We start from the raw sequence: 25436 nt of genomic DNA, 5'->3' as shown, positions 1-25436 counted from the left end.
CGCCCTTCGGGCTAGTTCTTGTGGACCTCAACAATGGCGAGGGCCGCCGTCGACGTGTCATCCGGACCGCCCGGTACGCCCGGTACGTCCGGGGAGTTGGTCGTTGCACCGTCGCCGGTGCTGCTTCCCGCACCGGCACCGCCTTCAGCGCCGGCCGGTGCTGGTGCCGGGTCTGCGGGTATCGGTGTCACGTGCACAGCCGGCTGGTCTGCCGGAACCGGAATGACGGTGACCGGAGGCACGGGGGTGGGTGCACCGCCGTCGGCCGCCCGCATACCAGGGCCGGCTCCGGCCCCTGCGGCATGTGCTCCGGAAAGCGGCGCAGCGGGCGCGGCCGCGCCGGGAACCGCGGCAGCCGCCGCGGACGGAAGGGGTTCCACGCTGATGGGCTGGCCGCCGTGTTCTGCAATGTCGCTGGCCAGGGTGGCCAGCATCTCCTCTGCCTCGGCAACCATGGTGGCGTCTCCGGCTGCGATGCCCTTAACCAGGTACTGGGCCAGGGCGAATTCAGCTGAGAGCGCTGCCCGCCGCAGCAGGTGCTTGTCAGGCTTGTCCCGGCGGGCGGTGGTGTACGCGTCCAGGACGGCGTCCACAAAGTCCTGCTCGTTGGATGCGACCAGCCAGGCGAAGTCGTCCGCGGGGTCGCCGATGCGGAGGTCGGTCCAGCCCGTCACGGCGGTGACCCTTGGGCCTTCCACGAGAAGGTTGTCCTCATGGAGATCGCCATGCACCACGGAGGGATTGAAGCGCCACAAGGAGACGTCCTCAAGGGCGTGCTCCCAGCGCAGCAGCAGGGCCGGAGGGATTTTGCCCGTGGTGGCCGCCTGGTCCAGCTCGTTCAGCCTGCGCTGCCGGAATTCGTTCGGGGTGTAGCTGGGCAGGTCGGCGTTGCTGACGATCGCGCGGGGAAGATCGTGAATGGCTGCCAGTGCCGCACCGATTTCCCGGGCCAGGGCATCCGGCCCGGCCGTCAGTTCCTCGACGCTGCGGGTGATCCCGCCCAGGTGTGAGTAGACGAACGTGGTCAGGCTTCCCAGGCGCACGCTGCCGGCAACGGTAGGCATCAGGAAGGGCAGCTCGGCGCGGATAGCCGGGGCGAAGGCGCGCAGGACCAGGAACTCTGTTTCGAGCCGGGCGCTGGCCTCGGCATGGCGCGGCGACCTGACCCGCCAGCGCTTTCCCTCCGAGTCAAGGAGCAGCGCTGAGTCGAAGTCCGCGGGGTCATCCGGGGCAGAGCTGACTGCCGTCGGGGTCAGGCCGGGAACGGCCGCGGTTGCAACGGCTGCCAATTCAATCGCTTTTCTTCTCACCTTTCAACGGTAGATTGCCCGCGGACCGTGAGGCCGGTCCGGCGGCGGCGAGTCTTGAGATACCTGAAAATCAGGGGGGGTGCTGCCGCGTGGCCAGGCTACAAATGTCAATTGTCAGCCCCAGTCAGTACGGTTGACGTATGAGCCACGCGGAGTCTGTTACACCGGTCTACCAGGGGCAGCCTGCAACGCTGCCTGCGAACCACCTCATGGACACACTGCTCCCTGTCAGGCCGGCGCTGGTGGACCGCGGGTCGGTTGTCCGGACGGCCCCCGGAATCGTGGATGACCAATTGGCCAGTCCCGAGACGCTTGCAGTTGTCCTCTCGGGGCGGCAGGGCCTCGTTCAGGACGATCGCCTGTGCCTGGCTCCCGCGCAGCCGCTGCTCCAGGACCTCACTGCAGCCGGGTCGTCGCCCGAACTCGTCATCTACCTGGGTTCCGCGCTTCCGGATTCGGATCTGCCGGCTGGAACCGGCCTCCTGCTGTATGTCCTGCCGGAGCAAGTAACTCCGGGCACCGCGGGCATCCCTTCCGATGCCCGCTGGGCCGGCTTTCGTGAGGTTGCTGGCGGCCTGAGCGCAACGCACACCGCCCTTTTCGTTGAAGCCAGCGCCATCACCAACTGGCACGCCGGGCACACGCACTGCCCGCGCTGCGGGACCTCCACAAACGTGGAGGCAGGCGGTTGGGTGCGCCGGTGCCCCGCGGACTCCTCGGAACACTACCCGCGGACTGACCCGGCCATCATTGTCACTGTGGTGGGCCCTGACGGCCGGCTGCTGCTGGGCGGCGGCGGTCCGCAGGACGCCCGGAACTATTCCACACTGGCCGGCTTCGTGGAGCCCGGGGAGTCCCTTGAACAGGCAGTAGTCCGCGAGATTTTTGAGGAGGTGGGAGTCAAGGTGACTGCCTGCCAGTACCTCGGATCGCAGTCGTGGCCGTTCCCCGCCTCCCTTATGCTTGGATTTACCGCCATCACTGAAGACACCGAGGCAAGGCCCGACGGCGTTGAGGTCACCAGGGCGCGCTGGTTCAGCCGCGAAGAACTCCAGGAGGCTGTGCTCGCCGGTGATATCACCATTTCGAGCCGGCTTTCCATTGCCCGCTCGCTCATAGAGCACTGGTATGGCGGACGCATCCAGGACCGGCCCGGGGACTGACCTACTACGAATCCACCAGACTCCAGCACGCGGTAGTCGAGACAAAGAGCAGCAGAAGTGACTACAGAAGATTTTGACGGGGCAGCATCGCTTGAGGACCGCATCCTGGGAGGCCTGGACGCGGAGCAGCGGGAGGTGGCCAGCACCCTGAACGGCCCGCTGTGCGTCCTGGCCGGGGCAGGAACGGGCAAGACCCGTGCCATCACCCACCGCATCGCCTACGGCGTCCACTCCGGGGTCTACTCGCCGCAGCGGCTGCTGGCCGTGACTTTTACGGCCCGCGCTGCTGCGGAAATGCGGAGCCGGCTGCGTGACCTTGGAGCAGGCAACGTCCAGGCGCGAACGTTCCACGCCGCGGCGCTGCGCCAGCTTCAGTTCTTCTGGCCGCAGGCTGTCGGCGGGACCCTGCCCAACCTCCTGGACCACAAGGCCCAGATGCTGGCGGAGGCCGCACGGCGGCTCCGGCTCAGCACCGACAGGGCCTCCATCCGCGACCTCGCCTCGGAAATCGAGTGGGCCAAAGTGTCCATGCTGACGCCGGCGAACTATCTGGAGAACGCGCAGGACCGGGGTGCCCCGGGCGGCTTCGACCTCACCGCCGTGGCAAGGGTCTTCCAGTCCTACGAGGACGTGAAGACGGACCGCAACGTTATTGACTTCGAGGACGTCCTGCTGATCACGGTGGGAATTCTCCAGGAGGACGAGAAAGTCGCTGCCACTGTCCGCGAGCAGTACCGCCACTTCGTGGTGGACGAGTACCAGGACGTTTCCCCTCTGCAGCAGCGTCTCCTCGAACTGTGGCTGGGCGGCCGCGACGAGCTCTGCGTGGTCGGCGATGCCAGCCAGACCATCTATTCGTTCACGGGGGCGTCCCCCAAACACCTGCTGGAGTTCAAGGCACGGTATCCGCAGGCCAACGTGGTCAAGCTCATCCGTGACTACCGCTCCACGCCGCAGGTGGTGAAGCTCGCGAACGACCTTCTGGCAGGCAGGCGCAGCGGGGGTCCCGTGGCCGACGCCGCCTGGGCGGCGCCCCTTCAGCTCGTGGCCCAGCGGCCGGCGGGACCGGCACCACAGTTTACCGAGTGCGCGGATGACGAGGCCGAGGCCGCCACTGTTGCCCAGAAGATCAAGGCACTGCTCGACGCCGGCACGCCCGCCAGCGAGGTGGCTGTCCTGTTCCGCACCAACGGCCAGTCCGAGGCATACGAGCAGGCCCTGGCCGCCGCCGGCATCGGGTACCAGTTGCGCGGCGGTGAGCGGTTCTTCGCCCGCAAAGAGGTGCGCGACGCCATCCTGCAACTGCGCGCAGCAACCCGGGCTGTGGCGGAAACGGACTCCCCTCAACCGCTCGGGCAGCTGGTCCGGGACATCGTCTCCTCGCTCGGCTACACGGATTCGGCCCCGCACAGCGGCGGCGCCCTCCGGGAGCGCTGGGAGTCCCTTGCCGCGCTGGTTGCCCTCGCCGACGAACTGGTTCAGGTACGCGGCCCACAGTTCAGCCTGGCCGACTTCGTCAACGAACTCCAGGAACGTTCCCTGGCCCAGCACGCCCCCACCGTCCAGGGGGTGACCCTTGCCTCGCTCCACGCCGCCAAGGGCCTGGAATGGGATGCCGTGTTCCTGGTTGGCCTCAGTGAGGGCCTGATGCCCATCTCCTTTGCTGACTCACCGGAATCGGTGGACGAGGAACGCCGGCTCCTGTACGTGGGAATCACCCGTGCCCGTGAACACCTTTCGCTGTCATGGTCCACCGCCCGGACCCCGGGAGGCCGCGCCAACCGCAAACCCTCACGGTTCCTTGACGGGCTGCGTCCGGACTCCGTGGCCAGTTCAAGCACCCGGGGGAAGGTGACGGTGACCCGCAGGAAAGCCGCGGCTCCCGCCATGTGCAGGGTCTGCGGAAGCATGCTCGGCACAGGGGCGGAACGCAAAGTGGGCCGGTGCAACTCCTGCCCGCCGGGCTACGAGGAGCAGACCTTCGACGCCCTCCGGAACTGGCGCCGGGAAGTTGCCCTCTCCGCGGAGGTGCCCGCATTCGTGGTGTTTACCGACGCAACCCTGACTGCCATTGCCGAAGCCCGGCCCGCTTCGCTCGAAGAGCTCGCCCGGCTGGCAGGTGTAGGCCCTTCAAAGCTGGAACGGTATGGGGAAGACGTCCTGCGTGTCTTGACGGAAAGCACGTCTCTGTAATGGCCGGCCACTCCGCGAGGCATACGGTGGCGGCTGCTTCTTCGATAACCACGGAAGACGGTGCGCCTGTAGTGGTACGGCGTTCGTCACGGCGCACCCGCACCGTAGCCGCTTTTTGGGAGAACGGGACCGCGGTGGTCGCGATACCCGCCCGGTTCACTGCTGCCCAAGAGGCTGAGTGGGTGCACAAGATGGTGGCCAAACTGCAGCGCCAAGGGGAGCGGCGGGCAGCAGCGGGCAGGAGGCGACCGGCCACGGACGCTGCCCTCGCCGAACACGCGGCCCAACTGTCCGCCAAATACCTGGGAGGACGTGCCGTGCCGACGTCGGTGCGCTGGGTCAGCAATCAGAACTCGCGATGGGGCTCTGCCACTCCGGCAGAGGGAACCATCAGGCTTTCGGACAAGCTGCGCCCCATGCCCCAGTGGGTGATCGACTACGTCCTGCTCCATGAGTTGGCCCACCTGCTGGTGGCCTCCCACAACTCGGCCTTCTGGAAGCTGCTTGAAGCGTATCCCGAGACGCAGCGGGCCAAGGCGTTCCTTGAGGGTGTCTCCTTCGCCACCGGACGCGGCCTGGCCGATCCCGACGCCGACTGACTGCATCCCGCAAACAGCCAGCGCCGGGCGGTGTCCTAGCCTTTCGGCCGACCCTCCTGGCCGCCCTCGTCGTCCTTGCCTTCGTCCGGACGTCCGCCGTCGTCCTTTGCAGTGTCGGCAGCGCCGTCCCGTCCGCCGTCGCCAGTGCCTTCTTCCGGCTCAGGTGCGGAGTCGAAGCCGCCACTGAGGAGCTTCTGCAGGGCGTCGTCCACTTCGCTGTCGCTGGCCTCAGCCAGCTTGCGGCGGCCGCTGAAACCCTTGGGATCGTCCAGGTCCTCGGCGGTGGGCAACAGGTCCGGGTGGTGCCAGATGGCGTCCCGGCCCTCGATGCCGCGCTCTTCCTTGAGGGTGGCCCACAACGTGGCAGCATCCCGCAGCCTGCGGGGCCGCAGCTCCAGGCCGACCAGGGAAGCGAAAGCGTGCTCCGCCGGGCCGCCGGTTGCACGGCGCCGCCGCACGGTCTCGCGCAGTGCGCCCGCGGACGGCAACACCTTCTCGGTGGCCGCCGCGGTGAGTTCGTCCACCCAGCCCTCCACCAGGGCCAAGGCGGTCTCAAGCTTCTCCAGGGCCTGTTCCTGGGCGGGCGTCCGCTGCGGCATAAAGACCCCTTGCGACAGGGCTTCCTGGATGCCTTCCGGGTTGCTGGGGTCAAGGTCCCGTGCGAGCTCCTCAATGCGTGAGGTGTCGATGTGGATGCCGCGGGCGTACGCCTCAATTGCACCCAGCAGGTGCCCGCGGAGCCAGGGGACCTGGACAAACAGCCGGGCGTGGGCTGCTTCCCGCACGGCAAGGAAAAGCCGGATGTCATTCTCGGGCAGGGACAGGCCCTCCCCGAACGCCGCGACGTTGGACGGCAGCAGCGCCATCTCAAGGTCCGCGAGGGGGACGCCGATGTCGGTGGAACTGACCACATCAGCGGACAGGGCACCGATCGCCTGACCCAGCTGCATGCCAAAGATCGCGCCGCCCATGTTCTGGAGCATCGAGGACGCCCCACCCATCATGGACTTCATTTCCTCGGGCATCTGCTCCGTCATGGCGGAGGACAGGGCATTGGCGATGCTGTTGGCCACCGGCTCGGTGAGCCGTTTCCAGGTGCCCAGCGTCGCCTCAACCCATTCCGCCCGGGACCAGGCCCGGCCGATCAGGCCGGTGGCGGGAAGATCCGTGACGGGGTCCAGCCACAGTTCCGCCAGGCGCAGTGCCTCGTCAACCTCGCGCGACTGCTGGGACGTTACCGACGGGTCGCTTCCGCTCGCGGCTACGCGGCGGGCGTTGTCATGGGCAAGCTGCCAGTTGACGGGGCCCTCGGACGGGGCGCTCATCATTGCCTGCACTTGGGAGAACATCTGGGCCAGCAGGTTGGGGTCGTTCGGAAGCCCTGCAGCCTTGGCCAGCTCGGCGGGGTCGAAATTCTCCATCCCCTTGCCGCCCATCAGGTTCTGCAGCATCTCGGTCAACGGATCCTTGGGGGTGTCGTCGCCGTTGGACGGATTGAGTGGATTGGAGGTCATGATCCCGCCGATCGTCGGTGTGGCTGTCAACCTTCACGGTACCCCGGCCATGGTCGGCTGTCTGCCGGACTGCGTTGCCGTTCGCTCTAGGCAAAGAGCTGGCATACACCGGCACCGCGTAGTCTTGGTTGGGTGACTACAACCCGCGGCGGCCACCCCTCAGAGGACCACGCTCCTGAGCTTTTCACCCGCAACCTGCCGGCGGAAACAGGCGAAACGCCCCTGCCCCGCACACCTGGCCATGAAGAAAAGGCCGACGACGGCACGGCGGACGGAGCGCCTGCTGCGGAACGCGCACCCCGGGACAGGAAAGTGTCGGCGATGCTCCTCGCGGGAATGTCGGCGCTGGGCCTGGGAATCGCCGTGGGCACCCTTCCCGTGCCGTACGTCGTGGAGTCGCCCGGACCGACGTACAACACCCTGGGTGAAAGCCAGGGGAGCCCGGTCATCAGCATCAGCGGCCGCGAAACGTACCCGGCCAAGGGAAACCTTGACCTGACCACGGTCTATGTGGACGGCGGACCAAACGGGCCAGTCAGCATCCTTGATGCGTTCTCGGCGTGGATCGATCCTTCCAAGGCGGTCCATCCAGTGGAACTGCTCTATCCCACGGGAACCACCAAGGAAGAGGCCGAGGAACAGAGTTCCGTGGCCATGACCACTTCACAGGAGAACGCCGTCGCCTCTGCCCTGACGGAGCTTGATATTCCCTTTGGGCAGCAGCTTCAGGCAGCCGACCTCTCCGAGAATTCCGCTTCGGCCGGAAAGATCCAGCCCGGCGACATCCTGAAAACCATTAACGGCAGGGACATCACCGCACTGGCGGTCGTCCAGGAGGAGTTGGTTGCGGGAAACGGCGCGCCGGTTTCCGTGGTGGTGGAGCGTGACGGGCAGCCGGTCACGGAAACCATCACCCCCAAGGACAACGGCGAGGGCCGCTTCATCCTCGGAGTGATGCTCAAGTACCTCTTCACCTTCCCGTTCGATGTCGAGATCTCGCTCGAGAAAGTCGGCGGCCCCAGCGCAGGGCTGATGTTTTCCCTTGGCATCATCGACACCGTCACGCCAGGGGATCTGACCGGCGGCAAGCACATTGCGGGCACCGGCACCATCTCCCCGGACGGCCTGGTGGGACCCATCGGCGGCATCGAACAGAAACTCCAGGGGGCGCGGGCCGGGGGAGCGACGCTGTTCCTTGCACCCGCCGCAAATTGCCCGGAGGTTGCAGGTCGCATCCCCGATGGCCTGCAGGTGGTCCGGGTGGAGACCCTGGCGGAGGCACGCGACGCAGTCGAACGTGCGGGTAACGGTCAGGACACGTCCGGCCTCCCGGCGTGCCCCGGCAACTAGACTGGGCGCAACTAGACTCGACAGGAACTTAGTTTTACCGCCACTCGTGGCAATTATGACGGACGAAACCGGCCGTTTGACCGGTGCCGGACGTCGCCCGCACGCACGCTCTGATTTATCTGACGACCAGCTATGAGGTACCCAGTTTGTCCCGTCCCGCCAGCACCATGTCCACAGGCAGGCCCCCTTCACGACGCGGGGCGTTGACGCCCACTTTGATCGTTGTTGCCCTGGTGGTAGTGGGCTTCATCTTCTTTGCCAACGTCTGGACCGACGTCCTCTGGTACCGGCAGTTGGGCTTTATCGAGGTGTTCATCACCGAGAACCTGGTCCGGATCGGAATTTTTGCCGCCGGATTCGCCATCATGTTCCTGGCGGTGTTCTTTGCCATCCGCATCGCGTATAACGCCCGGCCGGTGTACGCCCCCGACTCGGAAATCAGGGACAACCTGAACCGGTACCAGGCGCAGCTGGAACCCGTCCGCCGCGTGGTGATGATCGGCCTTCCCGTCCTCTTTGGGCTCTTCGCCGGCAGTGCCGCCGCCAGCCAGTGGCAGAAAGTCCTCCTGTTCTTCAACCAGGAGCCCTTCGGCGCAAACGATCCGGAATTCGACATGGACATCAGTTTCTACCTGATGACCCTCCCGTTCCTCGGCTTCGTGACCGGATTCCTGATCAGTGTTGTGGTAATTGCCGGGATCGCGGGCATCCTGACGCACTACCTCTACGGCAGCATCCGCCTGATGGAACGCGGTGTCTTCACCAGCCGGGCTGCGCAAATCCATATCGCCGTCGCCGGCGCTTCCTTCCTGGTGCTCCTTGGCATCAACTTCTGGCTGGACCGCTTCACCGCTGTTCAGAGCAACAGCGGCCGCTGGGCGGGTGCCCTCTACACGGATGTCAACGCCGTCATCCCCACGAAGGCCATCCTTGCCGTGGCGGCGGTACTCGTAGCCATCCTGTTCGTGGTCGCCGCCATCATCGGCAATTGGCGGCTGCCCGTCATCGGTACCGCGATGCTGGTCATCACGTCGATCCTGGCCGGTGGCGTCTACCCCTGGGTGATCCAGCAGTTCCAGGTGCGTCCTTCCGAGGAGACGCTGGAGAAGGAATACATCCAGCGCAATATCGACAACACACGGGCGGCCTACGGCCTGGACAAGATCCAGGTGGAACGTTATGACGCCACCAACACAGCCAGCACAGGGGCCCTTGCCCCGGATGCCCAGACCACGGCGAACATCCGCTTGCTGGACCCGAACCTGATCTCGGATGCGTTCTCGCAGCTGGAACAGTACCGCCCGTACTACCAGTTCCCGGAAGCCCTCAACGTGGACCGGTACGAGGTTGACGGGAAGATCCAGGACACTGTCATTGCTGTCCGCGAACTCAACCCGGCAAACGTGGCAACCAACCAGCAGGGCTGGCTCAACCAGCACGTGGTGTACACCCACGGCTACGGCGTCGTGGCCGCCAAGGGCAACAAGTTCACGGTGGACGGAAAGCCTGAATTCCTGCAGTCGGGTATCCCGTCGACAGGTGTCTTGGGTGACGATTCGACCTACGAGCCCCGGATCTACTTCGGTGAATCCTCGCCGGACTACTCGATTGTTGGGGCCCCGGACGGCGCCCCTGCCCGCGAGCAGGACAGGCCTTCGGGCCGGGAAGGTGAGGGGGACAACCAGTACACCTTTGAAGGCAACGGCGGGCCCAACGTGGGAACGTTCTTCAACCGCGTGCTGTACTCCATCAAATTCCAGTCCTCGGACCTGCTGCTTTCGGACGGCGTCAACCCGGAATCCCAGATCCTCTACGACCGCAATCCCCGTGAACGCGTGGAAAAAGTTGCCCCGTACCTGACGGTGGATGGCAACGCCTATCCGGCTGTGGTGGACGGGCGCGTCAAGTGGATCGTGGACGGTTACACCACCAGCCAGTACTACCCGTACTCCCAGCAGGAGCGGCTCTCCGACGCCACGGCTGACACCCAGACCACGTCCGGCCGCGCAGTTGCCTTGCCCAACAGCACTGTCAACTACATCCGGAACTCCGTGAAAGCCACCGTTGATGCTTACGACGGTTCGGTCACCCTGTACGCCTGGGACGACCAGGACCCCCTCCTGAAGTCCTGGCAGAAGGTGTTCCCCTCATCGCTCAAGCCGTTCTCGGAAATGTCCGGGGATGTCATGAGCCACGTCCGGTACCCGGAGGACCTTTTCAAGGTCCAGCGCCAGCTCCTGGGGGAGTACCACGTGACCGATCCGTCCACGTTCTACCAGACGAAGGATGTCTGGAGCGTGCCGGCTGATCCCACAGTTGATTCCAACAGCGGCGTGAAGCAGCCACCGTTCTACATGTCCCTGCAGATGCCGGACCAGGACAAGCCCGCCTTCCAGCTGACGTCGTCGTTCATTCCACAGATTGTCAACGGAAACGCACGCAACGTGCTCTATGGCTTCCTGGCCGCTGACTCGGATGCCGGGAACGAGGCGGGTGTGAAGGCGGAGAGCTACGGCAAGTTGCGGTTGCTCCAGATCCCGCCGGAGATCCAGGTGCCCGGCCCAGGCCAGGCGCAAAACAAGTTCAACTCCGATCCCACGGTGTCCCAGGCCCTTAACCTGCTGCGCCAGGGTGCCTCCGAAGTGCTCAACGGCAACCTGCTGACGCTTCCGGTGGGCGGTGGCATTCTGTACGTCCAGCCCGTGTACCTCAAGTCCACCGGCGAGACGTCCTACCCCACCCTGCAGCGTGTCCTTGTGGCCTTCGGCGACAAGGTGGGCTTCGCTCCCACCCTCGATGAGGCACTGAAGCAGCTCTTCGGCGGGGACTCCGGAGCTGCCGCCGGTGATTCGGACAACAACGGCCAGACACCTGCAGATCCGGCTGCGCCGGGAACACCTGCAGGTGCGGACGCCAAGGCAGAGCTGAAGGCCGCGCTGGATGAAGCGAATGCGGCGATCCAGGAGGGCCAGTCGGCTCTTGCCTCGGGGGACTTCGCAGCTTATGGCGAGGCGCAGAGGAAGATCGCGGCTGCCCTCCAAAAGGCCGTGGCTGCGGAAGCCAAGATCCCGGTTGCCGCACCCGAGGCCACCCCCGCGCCGGCAGCCACCGGTGCACCTGAAGCGAGCCCGTCACCCTCAGCCACCAGCTGATTACGACGTCGGCTAACGGCACCTGCTCCTTCGGGGCAGGTGCCGTTTCCGTGGGCGAGACGGAGATCACGCTGCCCCAATTTGGCCAGGTGTTCACCTACCGGTAAAGTAGTTCTTGCGACGCGGGGTGGAGCAGTTCGGTAGCTCGCTGGGCTCATAACCCAGAGGTCACAGGTTCAAATCCTGTCCCCGCAACTGAAGAAAAGATCCGGACACTGGAGACAGTGTCCGGATCTTTTCGTTTAAGCCCCGTGCCCTCTCCCGGTTGATAGACAAAAGGTATGTAAATCCCGGAGTGGAAAACGAAGCCGGAAAACTAGGGTAGTGTTGTTTCAGCGACGCGGGGTGGAGCAGTTCGGTAGCTCGCTGGGCTCATAACCCAGAGGTCACAGGTTCAAATCCTGTCCCCGCAACTATGTGAAGACCCCGACCGGCCTACCAGCCGGACGGGGTCTTCTTTTTTCCGTGGATACGTGCAGTTCCTAGTATTCTCTTTCGCAGAGCCTCACACGCCGTGAGCACTTGGCCAGTCATTCTCGAGAGGAATGTTGTTCGATGTCCACACCCACGAAGAAGCCCCGTACCGCGGCGGGTAAGCGGTCGCGACTCTACTGGGCGGTGCCTGCCGTCCTCGGAGGGCTGGTCCTGGTGGTGCTGGTTGCCAAGTGGCTCATGGGGCTGCCTGCCGTGGCTTCGTTCGTGGCGGACTACCCGGGACACTCAGAGCTCCCGGACAACGCTCCGGTGGGCTTTCCTGCCTGGCTCGCCTGGCAGCACTTCCTGAACGCGTTCTTCCTGCTGCTGATCATTCGCACGGGGTGGCAGGTGCGGACCACCACCCGCCCCAGCGGACACTGGACCCGGAACAACAAGGGCATGATCAAGACGAAGAACCCGCCAACCAAAATCAGCCTGGAGCTGTGGTTCCACCTGACGCTGGACGTCCTGTGGATCCTGAACGGCCTGGTCTTCGCGGTCCTGCTTTTCGCCACCGGCCAGTGGATGCGGATTGTTCCCACCAGCTGGGGCGTCATTCCCAATGCACTGTCCGCAGCCCTGCAGTACGCCTCCCTGGACTGGCCCACCGAGAACGGCTGGGTCAACTACAACGCCCTGCAGTTGCTCTCCTACTTCGTTACTGTCTTCATTGCCGCTCCGCTGGCGTTTGTCACGGGCCTGCGCATGTCCGGTGCGTGGCCCAAGAAGGCTGCGGGCCTGAACAAGGCCTTCCCCATCGAATGGGCGCGCGCCGTCCACTTCCCGGTGATGATCTACTTCGTTGCCTTCATTGCCGTGCACGTCTTCCTGGTGCTGGCTACGGGAGCCCTGCGCAACCTCAACCACATGTACGCCGTGCGGGACGACGACGGCTGGTTCGGCTTCTGGGTTTTCCTCGCCTCGGTTGTGGTGATGGTGGCCGCCTGGTTCCTGGCACGCCCCTTGTTCCTCCGGCCTATCGCCTCCCTGATGGGCAAAGTCAGCCGCTGACGGGTCCCGGCCGCCTGCCGCCGGGACGGGTCAGCTGTCCCTGAGCTTCTGGTAGGCCTCGAGTGCCCGTTCCCTGGACTCGGGCAGGTCCACCAGGGGCCCCGGATACCCGTCCAGTTCAACGCCCGCCTTCCAGGGCTCGTGGATGGCTTTACCGTCAAGGTCCGCCAGCTCAGGTATGAAGCGGCGCAGGTAGTTGCCCGCGGCGTCGAATTTCTTGCTTTGCGTGACGGGGTTGAAGATCCGGTAGTACGGTGAGGCGTCTGCTCCTGAGCCGGCAACCCACTGCCAGTTGGCAGGATTGCTGGCCGCGTCCGCGTCCACGAGAGTGTCCCAAAACCAGGCTTCCCCGACGCGCCAGTCCGTCAGGAGGTTCTTGACCAGGAAAGACGCCGTGGCCATCCGCACCCGGTTATGCATCCAGCCGGTTTGCCACAGCTGGCGCATGCCTGCATCGACGAACGGATACCCGGTCCGGCCCTGTTGCCAGGCGTCCAGCTCATCCTTGCCGGGCTTCTCCCACTCGAACCGGTCAAAGTCAGGACGGTAGTTGCGGGTGGCAAGGTCCGGGTTGGTGTACAGAAGGTGCCAGCAGAATTCCCGCCAGCCAAGCTCCGCGCGGAAGATGCCGACGTCGGCAGGTACTTTGTGCGGGTAGCGGCGGCGGATCTGCCGCCACACGCGGAAAGGACTGACTTCGCCGAACCGCAGATGGGGTGAAAGCCGGCTGGTACCTTCCACGCCAGGGATATTACGGCCTGTCCCGTATTCCTCCGCCGGCCCGTCCAGGAAATCCTCGAGCCGGTGCCTTGCGCCGTCCTCGCCCGGTTCCCAGACGGCGGCAAGTCCGGCGCTCCAGTCGGGGGCGGAGGGCAGGAGGCCCCAGCCATCAAGTGTGTCGTCCGCCTGTGCAGTCCCGGTTCGCTCCGGAGGCGCCGGCAGCGTTCCCGGAACCTGGAGCGGGTCGCGGATATCAGCGCCGGCCAGGCAGGCCCGCCAAAACGGCGTGAACACCTTGTACGGCCCGCCCGCGCCTGTCTGGACCGTCCATGGCTCAAACAGGAGGTTCGCCTGGAAGCTCGAGGCCTGTAAACCGTTCTCAGTGGCCCACGCCTTGACAGCAGCGTCCACCGTGCGCTCAGGCTGGCCGTAGCGGCGGTTCCAGAACAGGTGGCGGGCGTTGGTTTCGGCGGCGAGTTCCCTGATGATCTCCTCGGCCGGGCCGCGGCGGAGGAGCAGGCTGGAGCCTTTAGTTTCCAGGGCACCCGCGAGTGAAGCGAGGGAATGGTGCAGCCACCACTTCGTGGCTCCTCCAAGCGGCCGTACGCCATCGGACTCCTCGTCGAGGATGTAGACGACAGTCAGGGGCAGGCCGAGCGCGGCAGCCTCGGAAAGAGCCGGATTGTCATCAAGCCGAAGGTCGTCGCGGAGCCAGACGATGGAAGTCTCAGTGGAAGAAGCCATGCAACCACGCTACACACCGGCAGGGACAGGTAGGGCCGGGGCCATCGATGGCCCCGGCCCTACCTGTTGCTTCTTTGGCAGGTGGTACGTCCTGCCCCTGGTCAGAGTTTGTCGAAGTCTGCTTCGTCCACCGTTGAGGCTGTTGCTGCTGAACCCGAGGCGCCAATGGCCGGCTTTGAGGAGTTGCCGGACTTCAGGGCCGCCAGGCGCGCTTCGATTTCAACCTGCTCACCAAGGTCCTCAAGCTGGTTGAACTGCGCGTCCAGGCTCGAGGCGGCGAGTTCCTGCTGGCCACGGACCTTGGCCTCCTCGCGGCGGATCTTTTCCTCGAAGCGGCCCACTTCGCTGGTGGGATCCATGAAATCGATGCTCTTGATGGCGTCGTGAACCTGGGACTGGGCGGCAGCGGTCTTCGACCGGGCCACGAGTTCATTCCGTTTGCTGGTCAGCTCGTTGAGCTTGCCCTTCATTTGGTCCAGGCCGGACTTGAGCTTGTCCACCACTTCGCGCTGGGAGGCAATGCTGGGTTCTGCTCCCTTGGCTTCGTTTTCGGCGGACATCTGGCGCTGGAGGGCCACCTTGGCAAGGTTGTCGAACTTCTCGGCATCAACCGTGTCGCCGCTGGCGCGGTATTCGTCCGCCTTCCGCGAGGCCGCGAGGGCTTTGTTGCCCCAGTCCTGTGCGTTCTTGACGTCCTCGCGGTAGTCGTCCTCGAGCATCCGCAGGTTGCCGATGGTCTGTGCCACGGCGGACTCGGCCTCAGCGATGTTGTTTGTGTAGTCCCGGACCATCTGGTCCAGCATCTTCTGGGGATCCTCAGCGTTGTCAAGCAAAGTGTTGATGTTTGCCTTAGCCAGCTGCGCGATACGGCCAAAGATGGACTGCTTAACCATGTTGCTACCTTTCGTCCTGCTCTGTGGTGACCACTGAAATCAGTGAACAGTTATGTTGTGGCTTTGATGTAGCGGGGGCAGATCACGGGCCAGCGCCGGTTTGTGGTGGTCAGAAACTTCCTGAGTCGCCGCCGCCGAAGTCGCCGCCGCCAAAATCTCCGCCGCCGAAGTCGCCTCCGCCCCAGCCTCCGCCGTCGCTGTGGCCGCCGCCCCAGCCTGCCCCGCCGCCTCCGTTGAGGATGGAGTTGATGAGGATGCCGCCGAGGATTGCACCGCCCAGGCCTCCGCCACCTCCGCCCCCAAACATCCCGCCGCGGCCGTAGCCCTGGTTGGCGTAGCCGCCAAAATGGTCAACATCCGCCTGCGCCAGCTGGGCTGCCTGGGCGGCCAGGGCGTGCGCCTGCTGGGCGTACGTCAAAGCCGTCACCGGGTCGGTGCGTGCAATGGAGAGGGCATAGTCAAGGTTCCGCTGCGACTCGGCCAGCCGCGTACGTGCCTCTGTGCCCACGCCGCCACGGCGGGCAGTGATGTAGTCCGACGTCGCGCTGATCTGGGCCTGGGCAGACATGATGGTCTGCTGGAGCGAAGCCTGCGCCCGGCGGGATTGTTCCTGCTGATCCCTGATGCCGCTGAGGGCCTGGTCCAGCGACTGGTGGGCAGTCTCAACGCGCTGAAGGGTGGCAATGGGGTCGATCTTGCCGCCCTGGATTTCTGCCTTGACCTGTGCGAGGGCGTTCTCAACCCCGGCTACCGGTCCAGCCAGTTCGGGGTGGGCGCCGGACTGGATCATGGCCCGTGCCTGCGCGAGGTCCTGGGAGGTGTCCACCACTGCACTTTCGAGGCTGCCCCGGGCTTCATCCAGGTTGGAGGAAACCTTGGCGATGGCGTCGAGGAGGACGTTGGTCTGGTGCAGGCTCTCTTCGGCTGCGCGGACTGCTACAGCGGCGAGGCTGCCTTCGCCCTCAGCCAGCTTCTGCTGGGCGGTGGCGGTGGCGTTCTGGACAAAGGCCAGGCGTTCCTTGGCCTGCAGGATGTTGTCAGAGACCTGGGTCAGGGCACTGTCCGCATACTTCGAACGGAGTGAGGTGAGGGACTCTTCCGCGCTGGAGATCTTCGAGTCCGCTTCGCGCGCACCGGCGTTAACAGCTGCAAGCGCCTGCGGTGCGTTCTTCTCAAGTTCACGCAGGGAATCGAAGTCCGCCTTTTGCTCCTGGAGGGACGCAAGCGCGGCTTCGGACCGGCGGATGATCTCGCCGAGCCATGTCCGCTGCTGCTCTTCAGTGTCCGGGATGTGGTCGTCCAGCTGCTGCTGCAGCTTGAAGGATTCGCTCAGGTGGGCCTTGGCTTCGTTCAGAGCCTTGGTGAAGTTGCCGACGGCGGAATCACCGTACTGCGCCTGGGCGAACATAAGTTCCTGCTCACTGGACTTGATGGCATCGTCCGCCTCAATCAGCAGGGAGCCGCCCTTGCGGCGAAGTTCCTCGATGCTGAGCGATGCCAGCGGATCCAGCTCAGCGCCCTGCGGGCCATAGCTGGCATTGGCTGCCTGTCCGGCTGCCTTCTTGCGCTTGTTGCGGAAGTACAGGTATGCACCTGCGCCACCCGCTGCCACGACGCCCGTTCCGACCAGAACGGCTGCGCCAGCGCCCGCATCAGAGGGGACGTCGCCGCTGCCACCACTGGCGGCATCCCCAATCGCCGCTGCCGTGTCAATTGCTGCCTGCGCGAAATCCGGGCTGCCACCGGCCAAGTTTGCCGTGACAGCGTTCTGGCTTATTGCCCCCTGCTTCGACTTGATGGGGCTGGCAGAGTTTAGGACAAAGCTGAATTTGCCGTCGTCCTTGGCTATCGCGAGGATGGCATCGGACCTGCCCATGCCCTTCTGCGTGGCAACGGCTGCGGCCCATTCTGCTGGCACCGTTGGGTTGGTGAACCTGTCAACGGTCACGACGTAGAGGTTGTATTTGTCGTCCTTCAGCAACTTCTGGATGGCTTCCTGGACTTCGCCCTCGCGGCCTCCGAGTACATCTGCGTTATCCACGATGTTCTGGCCGGAGGGAATGCTGACCGGATCCTCGGCCCAGGCCGCGCCGGCGGGCAACCCCAGGAAGGCGGTAAGGCCGATCACGGCGAATATACGTTTGAACTTTGACCGCATGTGCAACCCTTCAGCACGCCTGACACCGATTCGGGACGAATCAGTCGTCTCAGAATCCAGCAGCGCCCCCACGCTTGGTGTGAAGCCGCAGGTCGCTGTGGCAATTCATCTTGATTCTATGGTGCACCCCACAGCCAGTCCATCGGCCGGAATATGCCAGCAGCGAAACGCCAACCGCCGTTAGTCCGGAGCGGAACGGCCCTTCAGGAAGCTCTCAGCAAACATCCGAGCTTGTTCCAGCCAGGGAGTCCATAGTTAATGCAGACGAGGATGAAAGGAAGTCCCATGACTGAGAACCAGACACCGGGTCCGGCCCCGCGGAACAGCGGCCAAGACGGGCAGGATCCCTGGGGGCAGCACGCCGAACAGACGCAGGAGCCGGCTGCCGGAGAGCAGCTTGCACGTGATCCCGGCGTGAACGAGTCTGGCTCCCGCCAGTACCCCACTGAGCGGCTTGAACAGCAGGGCGGCAACCCCACCGAGGAACTCCCCGGAACCCAGCGTCCCGTCTACCCGCAGCGGCAGCCCTTCCACGGCGGCCAGCACAGTGCTGGGCAGGACCCCACGGCGCAGCAGGCGCCCGGCCAGTACCAGGCGCCCCACCCCGGTTACGGCTACGCCAGCCAGAACCGCCGGGAAAGCCAGTACGCGGGCCAGGACCATGGCGCAACCACCCTCGGCGCCAGCAGCGCCCACAGCGGCAACTCTTTCGCCCCCAATCCCAAAGATGCCCCGCGGCGGAAAGCGACGTTCGGCGTGGGCACCCTCGTAGCCAGCATCCTGGCGGCCGGGCTGGTGGGAGGGGGAGTGGCCACTGTTGGTTCCGCGGAACTGTCCGGCAACGCCGGTTCCGGTGCTGCCGTGAGCAGCAACAGCCAGCCCGGCACAGTCATCGTCAACAACAAGGACAATGTCAACGCCATTACGGCAGCTGCCCTGAAGGCGTCGCCCAGCGTGGTGACCATCAGTGCTGCAAGCGGCGGCGCCGGAGGAACGGGCTCCGGGATCATCCTGGACGACCAGGGCCATGTGCTCACCAACACCCATGTTGTCACCCTGGACGGCCAGACGGCCGACGCTGCCCTTGAAGTCCGGACCAGTGACGGCAAGGTCCTCGCCGCCAAACTCGTTGGCACGGACCCGTTGTCTGATCTCGCAGTGATCAAGGTGGACAACGCCTCCGGCCTCACCCCCGCCACCCTGGGGGACTCCGGAAAGCTCAATGTGGGGGACACCGCCATCGCCATTGGCTCGCCGCTGGGCCTCACCGGCACGGTGACTGATGGCATCGTTTCGACGCTGAACAGGACCATCAGTGTCGCCTCCGCGGCCGCCCCGGAAGAGGGGGACAACGCCGAGGGTGACGACGAAGGCGGATTCCAGTTCGCGCCTCCGGGTGGGGGCCAGAGCCAGCAGACGGCGGACCAGGGCGAGATCTCCATCAACGTCATCCAGACTGACGCCGCCATCAACCCGGGGAATTCCGGTGGTGCCCTGGTTAACAGCAGCGGCGAGGTTATTGGCGTCAACGTGGCCATCGCATCCGCGGGATCCAGCGCATCCTCAACCAGCGGAAACATTGGCGTCGGCTTCAGCATCCCCATCAACCATGCCAAGCGGGTGGCGCAGGAAATCATTGACACCGGCAAGGCCTCGCACGGCCAGCTGGGTGTCAGCGTGAAGAAGAAAACTGCCTCCAGTGCCGCTTCGGGGTTCTCGGTCGGCGCGGACGTTGCCACGGTGGAGCCCGATTCCGCAGCCGGCAAGGCAGGGATCAAGGTGGGCGACGTGATCACCAAATTCAATGATCTCGCCATTGGCGAACCGGAACAGCTGACCGCTGCAGTGCGGGAACAGCCCGCGGGGTCCAGCGTCGAGATCACCGTCCTTCGGAACGGCAAGGAACAGACGTTCGATGTAACCCTGGGCGCCGCAGCCAGCTAGCACGGGGCCGGCAAGTCAACAGGCAAGGACAGGCGGCGGTGCCCCCATGTGGTGGGCGCCGCCGTCGTTATGTATCCGCCCTGAATGGCAGCCGGGGAGCGCTGACACAGGCGTTAACGGAAGAGGGCGCTGGAGTGCGCCTATATGGTTAGCTAGGAGCTACCCGCATGCCGGGGCATTCCGCGGCCATGACCTCACCCGGCTGGCTGTCCACAAGCATGGAAGGCTGCTGTAAACACAGTGGAAGATACATTGAAGATCATCGTCCTGGTCAAGCATGTACCGGACGCCCAGTTTGACCGCCACCTCACCGGTGAGGGCCACACGACTGACCGCGACGAGAGCATCCTGTCCGAGCTTGACGAATACGCCCTTGAGGCAGCGCTACAGCTGGCCGAAGCCCGCGGCGGAGCCAAGGCAGGAAACCAGGTCATCGCGCTGAGCATGGGCCCCTCGGGTGCAGTGAATGCCATCAAGAAGGCACTGCAGATTGGTGCAACCGAAGGCGTGCACCTCACCGACGATGCCCTTGCAGGTTCGGACGCCGCGGCTACGTCGCTGGCGCTGGCTGCGGCCATCCGGCACCTGGGCGCTGACGCGCCCGTGGACCTGGTCCTCACCGGCATGGCTTCAACCGACGGGGAGACCTCGCTGGTTCCCGCGCAGCTCGCGGAGCGCCTGGGACTGCCGCAGGTCACCTTCGCGTCCTCGCTTGAGGTCGACGGCGGCCGCCTCACCGCACGCCGCGACGCCGACACGTCCTCCGAGACAGTCGAAGCCCCCCTCCCCGCTCTCGTTTCGGTGACAGACCAGATCAACGAGCCGCGCTACCCCAACTTCAAGGGGATTATCGCTGCCAAGCGCAAGAGCATCACCACCCTCTCCCTGGCCGACATCGGGGTGGACCCGGCGCAGGTTGGACACACAGGTTCCTGGACCAGCGTGCTCAGCGCCGAGGAGCGTCCGCCCCGGACCGCCGGCACCATCATCACCGACGAAGGCGATGCCGGCATCAAGCTCGTTGACTTCCTGGCCGCCCAGAAGCTGCTCTAAGAGGGACCACAGACATGGCAAAAGTACTTGTATTCATTGACAACCCCGGCACGTCGCTCAAGAAGAGCAGCCTTGAGCTGCTCACCCTGGGACGGTCGCTTGGGGAAACCGCGGTTGCCCTCAACGGAAAGCTGCACGATGACGTCGCCGCCAGCTTCGCGGAATACGGCGCCAGCACCGTGCTGCTTCCCTCTGCGGAAGACCTTGATGATTTCCTGGTGGCACCCAAGGCTGCCTACGTGGCGGCTGCCGCTGAACAGGCCGGCGCCTCAATAGTCCTGCTGGACAACTCTCCGGAAGGCAAGGAGATCGCGGCCCGGGCGGGGATCCGCCTCAGCGCCGGAGTCATCACCGACGTGGTTGCCGTGGATGCGGACGGCACCGCGCACAAGTCAGTCCTCGCCGGGTCCTACAACACCGCCTGCAAGGCCGGCACTGCGGTCAGCGTGCTGACCGTCAAGGCGAACAATGTGGTCCCCGAACCCGCTGCGGCCCCGGCCGCGCTGGAGACCGTCACGGTCGAGGTGCCCGCCGTCAACGCCGCGGCCCGGATCACGGCCCGGGAGCAGAAGGTTGCCAGCGGCCGTCCTGACCTCACCGATGCCCGCATCGTCGTAGCCGGCGGACGCGGCCTCGACGGCGACTTCGGGCCGGTGGAAGAACTTGCCGACGCCCTCGGAGCAGCAGTAGGCGCCTCCCGCGCCGCCACCGACGCCGGTTGGATCAGCCACGACGCGCAGGTTGGACAGACCGGCAAGACCGTATCCCCGCAGCTCTACATTTCCGCAGGCATCTCCGGCGCAATCCAGCAGAAGGCCGGCATGCAGACGGCGAAGGTCATTGTTGCAGTCAACAAGGATGCCGAATCCCCGGTTTTCGAGATCGCGGACTTCGGCATCGTGGGCGACCTCTTCGACGTCCTCCCGCAGGCCACCGCCGAGATCAAGAAGCGAAAAGGCTGACTCTTTGACTGCCTTTCCCCAGCAGGCACAGAGCCCGTTCAACCCGGACGTACACCGGGTTGGGCGGGTGCTCTGTTTTGCGGCGCACCCGGATGACATCGATTTCGGTGCTGCCGGCACCATCGCTGCCTGGACGGCCGCCGGCGTCCAGGTCAGCTACTGCATCATGACCGACGGCGACGCCGGCGGCTTCGACCCGGCGCACCGGCCCGACATCATCGCCCTCCGCGACGCTGAGCAGCGGCGCGCCGCGGAGCTGGTGGGGGTTACCGATATCCACTACCTCCACCAGCGGGACGGGTTCCTTGAACCCTCGCACGAGGTGATGAAGGGCGTGGTGAAGCTGATCCGGGAAATCCGTCCCGACGTCGTGCTTTCCATGCACCCGGAACGGAACTGGAAGCGCATCCAGAAGAGCCACCCGGACCACCTCGCTGTGGGGGAGGCCGTAACCCGCGCCGTGTACCCTGCCGTGGAAAACCCCTTCGCCTACCCCGAACTGGCAGAGGCCGGGCTGGAGGCCTACAAGCTCCCGTGGCTGTGGCTATACGCCGGACCCGAGGAACGGGAGAACCACTTTGTGGATGTCACGGACCACGTGGAGTCCAAGCTCGGGGCGATCCATGTCCACGTCAGCCAGCACCCTGACATTGAAGCCATGGAGGCGACTGTCCGGCAGGGCATGAGGGTAAACGCCGCCCGTGCGGGACTCCCGGACGGGCGCAGTGCTGAGGCCTTCCACGTGGTGGCGGTCAACGGGCCCGGAACCATCGCCGGCTTCTGACAAGTACAGGCAAAAAAGCGCCCCGCTCCTTCCTTGGCGGAATGGAACGAGGCGCTTTTGGCGTCCTTGCCGGTGCCTCAGGCCCCCAGCGGGGCGGCGGCAACCGTGGGCAGGGTGGGGGACTGGGATCCGCCTGCCGGCTCTACTGTTATTCCGAGCGCTGCGGCTGAGGAAATCCCCTCCACCACTGCAGGCTTGGACAGTGCTTCCTCGTCCATCAGGCCTTGTGATACCGGCGCCGAGCCGTCCTTGGGAATCAGCCACATCTGGTAGACCTTTCCCTCCGGCGGGGCGGGAACGCCGTTCATTTTGACGACGGCGGCATCCTCCGACGAGGAGATCAGGAGGGTCGCGGTACCGCCGCCCGCCACGTCCACCGAAGCTTCCCGCAGGTCTCCGGCACGCACCACCTGGTTCATTGGGTCATTCTGGTCAGCCAAGTAGGAACCCACGCCTACACCGCCCAGGGCTATGGCGGCGGCAGCCGCGACGCCGGCGAGCCAACGGCGAGTGCCTCCAGGCCGGCGCCGTTCCTCGCGGCGCTGCCGTGCTTTGGCGAGTTCGTCTCCGCCGGCAGGCTGCGCTTGCCATGGTGCCGCCTGCCCAGGTGCGGACTGTCCTGCCGCAATTTGTCCTGGGGCAGGAGGAGCCGGGTTGCCGGCGTCCGGCCGGCTGCCCTGGACGGGCAGCTGGGCAACGATACGGTCGAAAAGATCAGCCGGCGGCTGATCCTCGACGCGGAAGGTCCTTGCCAGGGTTTCCCTCGCCTGGCGCACCCGGTCGAAGAATTCGGTCCGTTCCGCCGCCGGGGCGGCAGACATGTACTGTTCGATTGCCTGGCGTTCCCCATCAGTCACCGCATCCAGTGCATAGAGCTCGGCCAGGTCCACAGCCCGTCCGGAAGCCAGGTCCATGGCGACGGTGTCTCCAAACGAACCGGAATGGCCGTTATTGGTTTCAGCCATCTCAACTCACCCCCAGACAGGTCTTCAGTCGGATCAATCCATCGCGGATACGGGATTTTATGGTGGGAACTGCGGCGTTCAGGCGTTCGGCAACTTCCCGGTAGGTGAGGCCGCCGTAGTACGCCAGGCGCACGGACTCCTGCTGCGTTTCGGTCAGTGTCTCCAAACACCGCACCACGGCCTCGGCCTCCAGCCTGCTTCCCACCTGGTCCGCCACGGAGTCGTGGTCGATGTCCTGGGTGCTGGCGCCGTACTTGGCCTCGCGATCCGTGGAGGACTGCGAGGACCGGACCCTGTCCACGGCCCGGCGGTGCGAAATAGTCATCAGCCAGGAGAGCGGGCTCCCGGCCTTGGGATCGAACTTGGAAGCGTTCTGCCACACCTGGAGGAAGACCTCCTGCGTAGTGTCCGCGCTGAGCTCGGGGTCGATCAGGACCCTGCGGGCCATGCCAAAGACGCGTCGGGACGTGAGCTGGTAGAACTCGGCGAAGGCCGCCTGGTCACCCCGGCCTATGCCTTCCAGCAGCACTGAAAGCCGGTGGCTGAGGTCGGCCGGGGGGTCTGTCACCGCGGCGTGGGCCTCGGAATGTGGCGCGTTGGGGGTTTCCATCATTACCAAGCATAAGTCTCCCGGCCGTGAATGCTCAGCAGTAGCGCCGTGGCTGCTGCGTGAGGTCCTGGATCTTGACTCCAGCAATGTCACCTGCAGCTCCTCGAACGCCTGGGAATGTTGTCGGGAGTGATTCGGAGCAGCTGCCGGGATGGATGGGCCGGATGCGCAAAGAAGTTGCCGGTTTGTGCGGTGTCAGATTTTGGCTCCGGCAAAGCCCTGCTGGCGCCAGGCTTCGTAGACGGCAATGGAGGCGGCATTGGCAAGGTTCAGGGAGCGCAGGGCCGGAAGCATGGGCAGCCGCACCGTGGCGGTCACATGCGGATCCGCCTTCAACTCCGGCGGCAGTCCCACGGACTCCCGTCCGAACATGAGGACGTCGCCCGGCTGGTAGGAGATGTCGGTATAGCTGGCGGCACCATCGGAGGTGAAGGCGTAGACCCGTTCCGGTTGCAGGTGCTGCCACGCCTCCTCGATGCCCGCGTGCACTGTGACGACGGCGAGGTCGTGGTAATCCAGCCCGGCACGGCGGAGCTTCGCATCCGAGAAGTCGAACCCCAGCGGTTCCACGAGGTGCAGTTCGGCGCCCGTGATGGCCGCGAGCCTGATGGCATTGCCGGTATTGCCGGGGATTTCGGGGGCGTGGAAAAGGATGCGGAACACCGTTCCATCCTAGCCACCGTTGTCAGTGCATGCCGCGCAGCAGCCTGGCCAGCACCGGAACATTGACGGTATTGGGCGCGGGCCCGGCAGCAAGGAATTCTTTCAGCCCACGCACCATCCCCGCCGCGTTGACAACCTGGACGGCCTCGAGGGCGCCGGCTGACCGGCGGTGGTTGTCTATGACGGGCTCGTGGAGGTTGCCGCCAGGGTTGAGCACAACGGTCCAGCCCGTGACGTTCAGCTCCGGGAAGATGTCCTGCATGGCCCGGACAACGTGCGTGAGCTGCGGCGGGGCGATGGCGCGGCCTCCATGGTTCAAAGTGCGGCCGTCCCAGGCGTAGGCGCCCTTGGGCAGCAGCATGGAGCCGATCAGTGCGAGCCGGTACCCGGACAGGACTGCGTGGTCGATGTGGCTGTTGTCGGCAGGGGACTGGAGGCCGTTGATCAGGCGTGCGGCCGGGATGGCCGGCAGGACCTGGCGGGTCAGGAGCTGGACGGTGTGCATCTCACGCTGGATACGGGCCTCGGCCCCGAAAATACCGCGTTTGCGGGGCATGCCGTGCACCTGCTGGCGGGCGACTGCCAGGGGAACCAACGGGACCCCGCCGGCGGGGGAGTCATCATACGGCGGGACGTACACAGGCGGGTCGCCCGCGGTGTTGCGGGCGTTGCCCTGCCTGTGCACGGTGGCTGAAGCGCGGCTGCCCGCCGGAGGCGCGTCGAAATGCGCTTCCGTGTCCGCATCCTCGTTGCGGAGCGTACCGGCTGCATAGGAGCGGTCGTAGGCTTTCCTGCGGGTGGGGTCGATGAGGGTCTCGTAGGCACGGGTTACCTGCCGGAACGCGGCGGCGTCTCCGCCGTGATCGGGATGCGCCGTCCTTGCAGCCCTGCGGTAGGCCACCTTGATCTCCTTCTCCGTGGCAGTTACCGCCACGCGAAGCACCTGGTAATAGGAGCTGCTGCTCTCGGTCAAGCCCTCATCCTTCTGTTGGTATGGCCAGTCTTCGCAGGTAGCCCGGTCCGCACAGTTTAACGGCCTGTCTTGAACAACGACGCTCCAGCCCCGCAAGGTTCCCTTGAAGGAAACGGACCTGGTGCGGTGCCCGGGGCGGGTGCATCTAGACTCGTGCATGGGCGGCTGTCCCGGCCGCGGCGCAACGTAGTGGGGAGG

Annotated in this window: 19 protein-coding genes and 2 tRNA genes; 12 read left to right on the top strand and 9 right to left on the bottom strand. The window is 65.3% G+C overall.

The genetic code is table 11. From position 1 onward, the window contains the following. Nucleotides 1–11 precede the first annotated feature (11 nt). Nucleotides 12–1310 (bottom strand): macrolide 2'-phosphotransferase, encoded by a 1299-nt coding sequence (locus ABRP28_RS08360; RefSeq protein ID WP_350001832.1) that lies wholly within the window; start codon nt 1308–1310, stop codon nt 12–14. A gap of 140 nt (nt 1311–1450) precedes the next feature. Between ABRP28_RS08360 and nudC the strand changes: the two genes are divergently transcribed. From nudC to ABRP28_RS08345, 3 genes are read left to right on the top strand one after another with little or no spacing between them, the layout of a single operon-like run. Further along, nucleotides 1451–2473, top strand: a complete 1023-nt coding sequence (gene nudC / locus ABRP28_RS08355; protein ID WP_350001830.1) for an NAD(+) diphosphatase — start codon at nt 1451–1453, stop codon at nt 2471–2473. A gap of 57 nt (nt 2474–2530) precedes the next feature. After that, nucleotides 2531–4666, top strand: coding sequence for an ATP-dependent DNA helicase UvrD2 (locus tag ABRP28_RS08350; protein ID WP_350001829.1), 2136 nt, complete (start codon nt 2531–2533; stop codon nt 4664–4666). Then, entirely contained in the window at nt 4666–5265 is a 600-nt protein-coding gene (locus ABRP28_RS08345) for a M48 family metallopeptidase (protein WP_350001825.1), read from the top strand. Before ABRP28_RS08350 ends, ABRP28_RS08345 begins: the two co-directional genes overlap by 1 nt. Before the next feature lie 35 nt (nt 5266–5300). On the opposite strand, the gene ABRP28_RS08340 is transcribed toward ABRP28_RS08345, so the two are convergent. Further along, on the bottom strand, nt 5301–6779 hold the full coding sequence (locus ABRP28_RS08340) for a zinc-dependent metalloprotease (RefSeq protein ID WP_350001824.1): 1479 nt from the start codon (nt 6777–6779) through the stop codon (nt 5301–5303). 321 nt (nt 6780–7100) lie between these two features. On the opposite strand from ABRP28_RS08340, the gene ABRP28_RS08335 reads away from it, so the two are divergent. The 5 genes from ABRP28_RS08335 to ABRP28_RS08315 all read left to right on the top strand — a co-directional run bounded on the left by ABRP28_RS08335 (nt 7101) and on the right by ABRP28_RS08315 (nt 12769). After that, nucleotides 7101–8129: a S16 family serine protease gene (locus tag ABRP28_RS08335; RefSeq protein ID WP_350002134.1), complete on the top strand. Its 1029-nt coding sequence runs from the start codon at nt 7101–7103 to the stop codon at nt 8127–8129. 167 nt (nt 8130–8296) lie between these two features. Beyond that, nucleotides 8297–11281, top strand: coding sequence for a UPF0182 family protein (locus ABRP28_RS08330; RefSeq protein WP_350002133.1), 2985 nt, complete (start codon nt 8297–8299; stop codon nt 11279–11281). Between the two features lie 121 nt (nt 11282–11402). Continuing rightward, nucleotides 11403–11476: transfer RNA gene (locus ABRP28_RS08325), tRNA-Met, on the top strand. A gap of 144 nt (nt 11477–11620) precedes the next feature. Then, nucleotides 11621–11694, top strand: a tRNA-Met gene (locus tag ABRP28_RS08320). A 142-nt stretch (nt 11695–11836) separates the two neighbouring features. Then, nucleotides 11837–12769: a hypothetical protein gene (locus tag ABRP28_RS08315; RefSeq protein ID WP_350001822.1), complete on the top strand. Its 933-nt coding sequence runs from the start codon at nt 11837–11839 to the stop codon at nt 12767–12769. 30 nt (nt 12770–12799) lie between these two features. Here ABRP28_RS08315 and ABRP28_RS08310 read toward each other — a convergent pair whose 3' ends face one another. The 3 genes from ABRP28_RS08310 to ABRP28_RS08300 form a co-directional block, all read right to left on the bottom strand. After that, a complete protein-coding gene (locus tag ABRP28_RS08310; RefSeq protein ID WP_350001820.1) occupies nt 12800–14233 on the bottom strand; it encodes a deoxyribodipyrimidine photo-lyase in 1434 nt (477 codons plus the stop codon). Nucleotides 14234–14334: 101 nt separating this feature from the next. Next, nucleotides 14335–15126, bottom strand: coding sequence for a PspA/IM30 family protein (locus ABRP28_RS08305; RefSeq protein WP_231457986.1), 792 nt, complete (start codon nt 15124–15126; stop codon nt 14335–14337). A gap of 109 nt (nt 15127–15235) precedes the next feature. Then, entirely contained in the window at nt 15236–17284 is a 2049-nt protein-coding gene (locus ABRP28_RS08300; protein ID WP_350001818.1) for a TPM domain-containing protein, read from the bottom strand. 285 nt (nt 17285–17569) lie between these two features. On the opposite strand from ABRP28_RS08300, the gene ABRP28_RS08295 reads away from it, so the two are divergent. The 4 genes from ABRP28_RS08295 to ABRP28_RS08280 all read left to right on the top strand — a co-directional run bounded on the left by ABRP28_RS08295 (nt 17570) and on the right by ABRP28_RS08280 (nt 22027). Next, complete coding sequence (locus tag ABRP28_RS08295; protein WP_350001817.1) at nt 17570–19228, top strand: trypsin-like peptidase domain-containing protein; 1659 nt, start codon at nt 17570–17572, stop codon at nt 19226–19228. A 252-nt stretch (nt 19229–19480) separates the two neighbouring features. Beyond that, nucleotides 19481–20281 carry an electron transfer flavoprotein subunit beta/FixA family protein gene (locus ABRP28_RS08290; protein WP_350002132.1) on the top strand — a complete coding sequence of 267 codons (801 nt, stop codon included), beginning with the start codon at nt 19481–19483 and terminating at the stop codon, nt 20279–20281. A gap of 14 nt (nt 20282–20295) precedes the next feature. Next, nucleotides 20296–21243 (top strand): electron transfer flavoprotein subunit alpha/FixB family protein, encoded by a 948-nt coding sequence (locus ABRP28_RS08285; protein WP_350001815.1) that lies wholly within the window; start codon nt 20296–20298, stop codon nt 21241–21243. A 4-nt stretch (nt 21244–21247) separates the two neighbouring features. Next, entirely contained in the window at nt 21248–22027 is a 780-nt protein-coding gene (locus ABRP28_RS08280; RefSeq protein WP_350001813.1) for a PIG-L deacetylase family protein, read from the top strand. 77 nt (nt 22028–22104) lie between these two features. On the opposite strand, the gene ABRP28_RS08275 is transcribed toward ABRP28_RS08280, so the two are convergent. The 4 genes from ABRP28_RS08275 to ABRP28_RS08260 form a co-directional block, all read right to left on the bottom strand. Continuing rightward, nucleotides 22105–22992, bottom strand: a complete 888-nt coding sequence (locus ABRP28_RS08275) for an anti-sigma factor (protein ID WP_350001811.1) — start codon at nt 22990–22992, stop codon at nt 22105–22107. 1 nt (nt 22993) lies between these two features. Continuing rightward, on the bottom strand, nt 22994–23602 hold the full coding sequence (gene sigK, locus ABRP28_RS08270) for an ECF RNA polymerase sigma factor SigK (protein ID WP_350002131.1): 609 nt from the start codon (nt 23600–23602) through the stop codon (nt 22994–22996). A gap of 195 nt (nt 23603–23797) precedes the next feature. Then, on the bottom strand, nt 23798–24265 hold the full coding sequence (locus ABRP28_RS08265) for a tRNA (cytidine(34)-2'-O)-methyltransferase (protein WP_231457869.1): 468 nt from the start codon (nt 24263–24265) through the stop codon (nt 23798–23800). A gap of 22 nt (nt 24266–24287) precedes the next feature. Beyond that, nucleotides 24288–25238, bottom strand: coding sequence for a J domain-containing protein (locus tag ABRP28_RS08260; protein WP_350001809.1), 951 nt, complete (start codon nt 25236–25238; stop codon nt 24288–24290). Between the last annotated feature and the right edge of the window lie 198 nt (nt 25239–25436).

Source organism: Pseudarthrobacter sp. WHRI 8279 (assembly GCF_040224115.2).
Lineage (GTDB): Bacteria > Actinomycetota > Actinomycetes > Actinomycetales > Micrococcaceae > Arthrobacter.
This window is presented reverse-complemented; position numbering and strand designations above follow the sequence as displayed.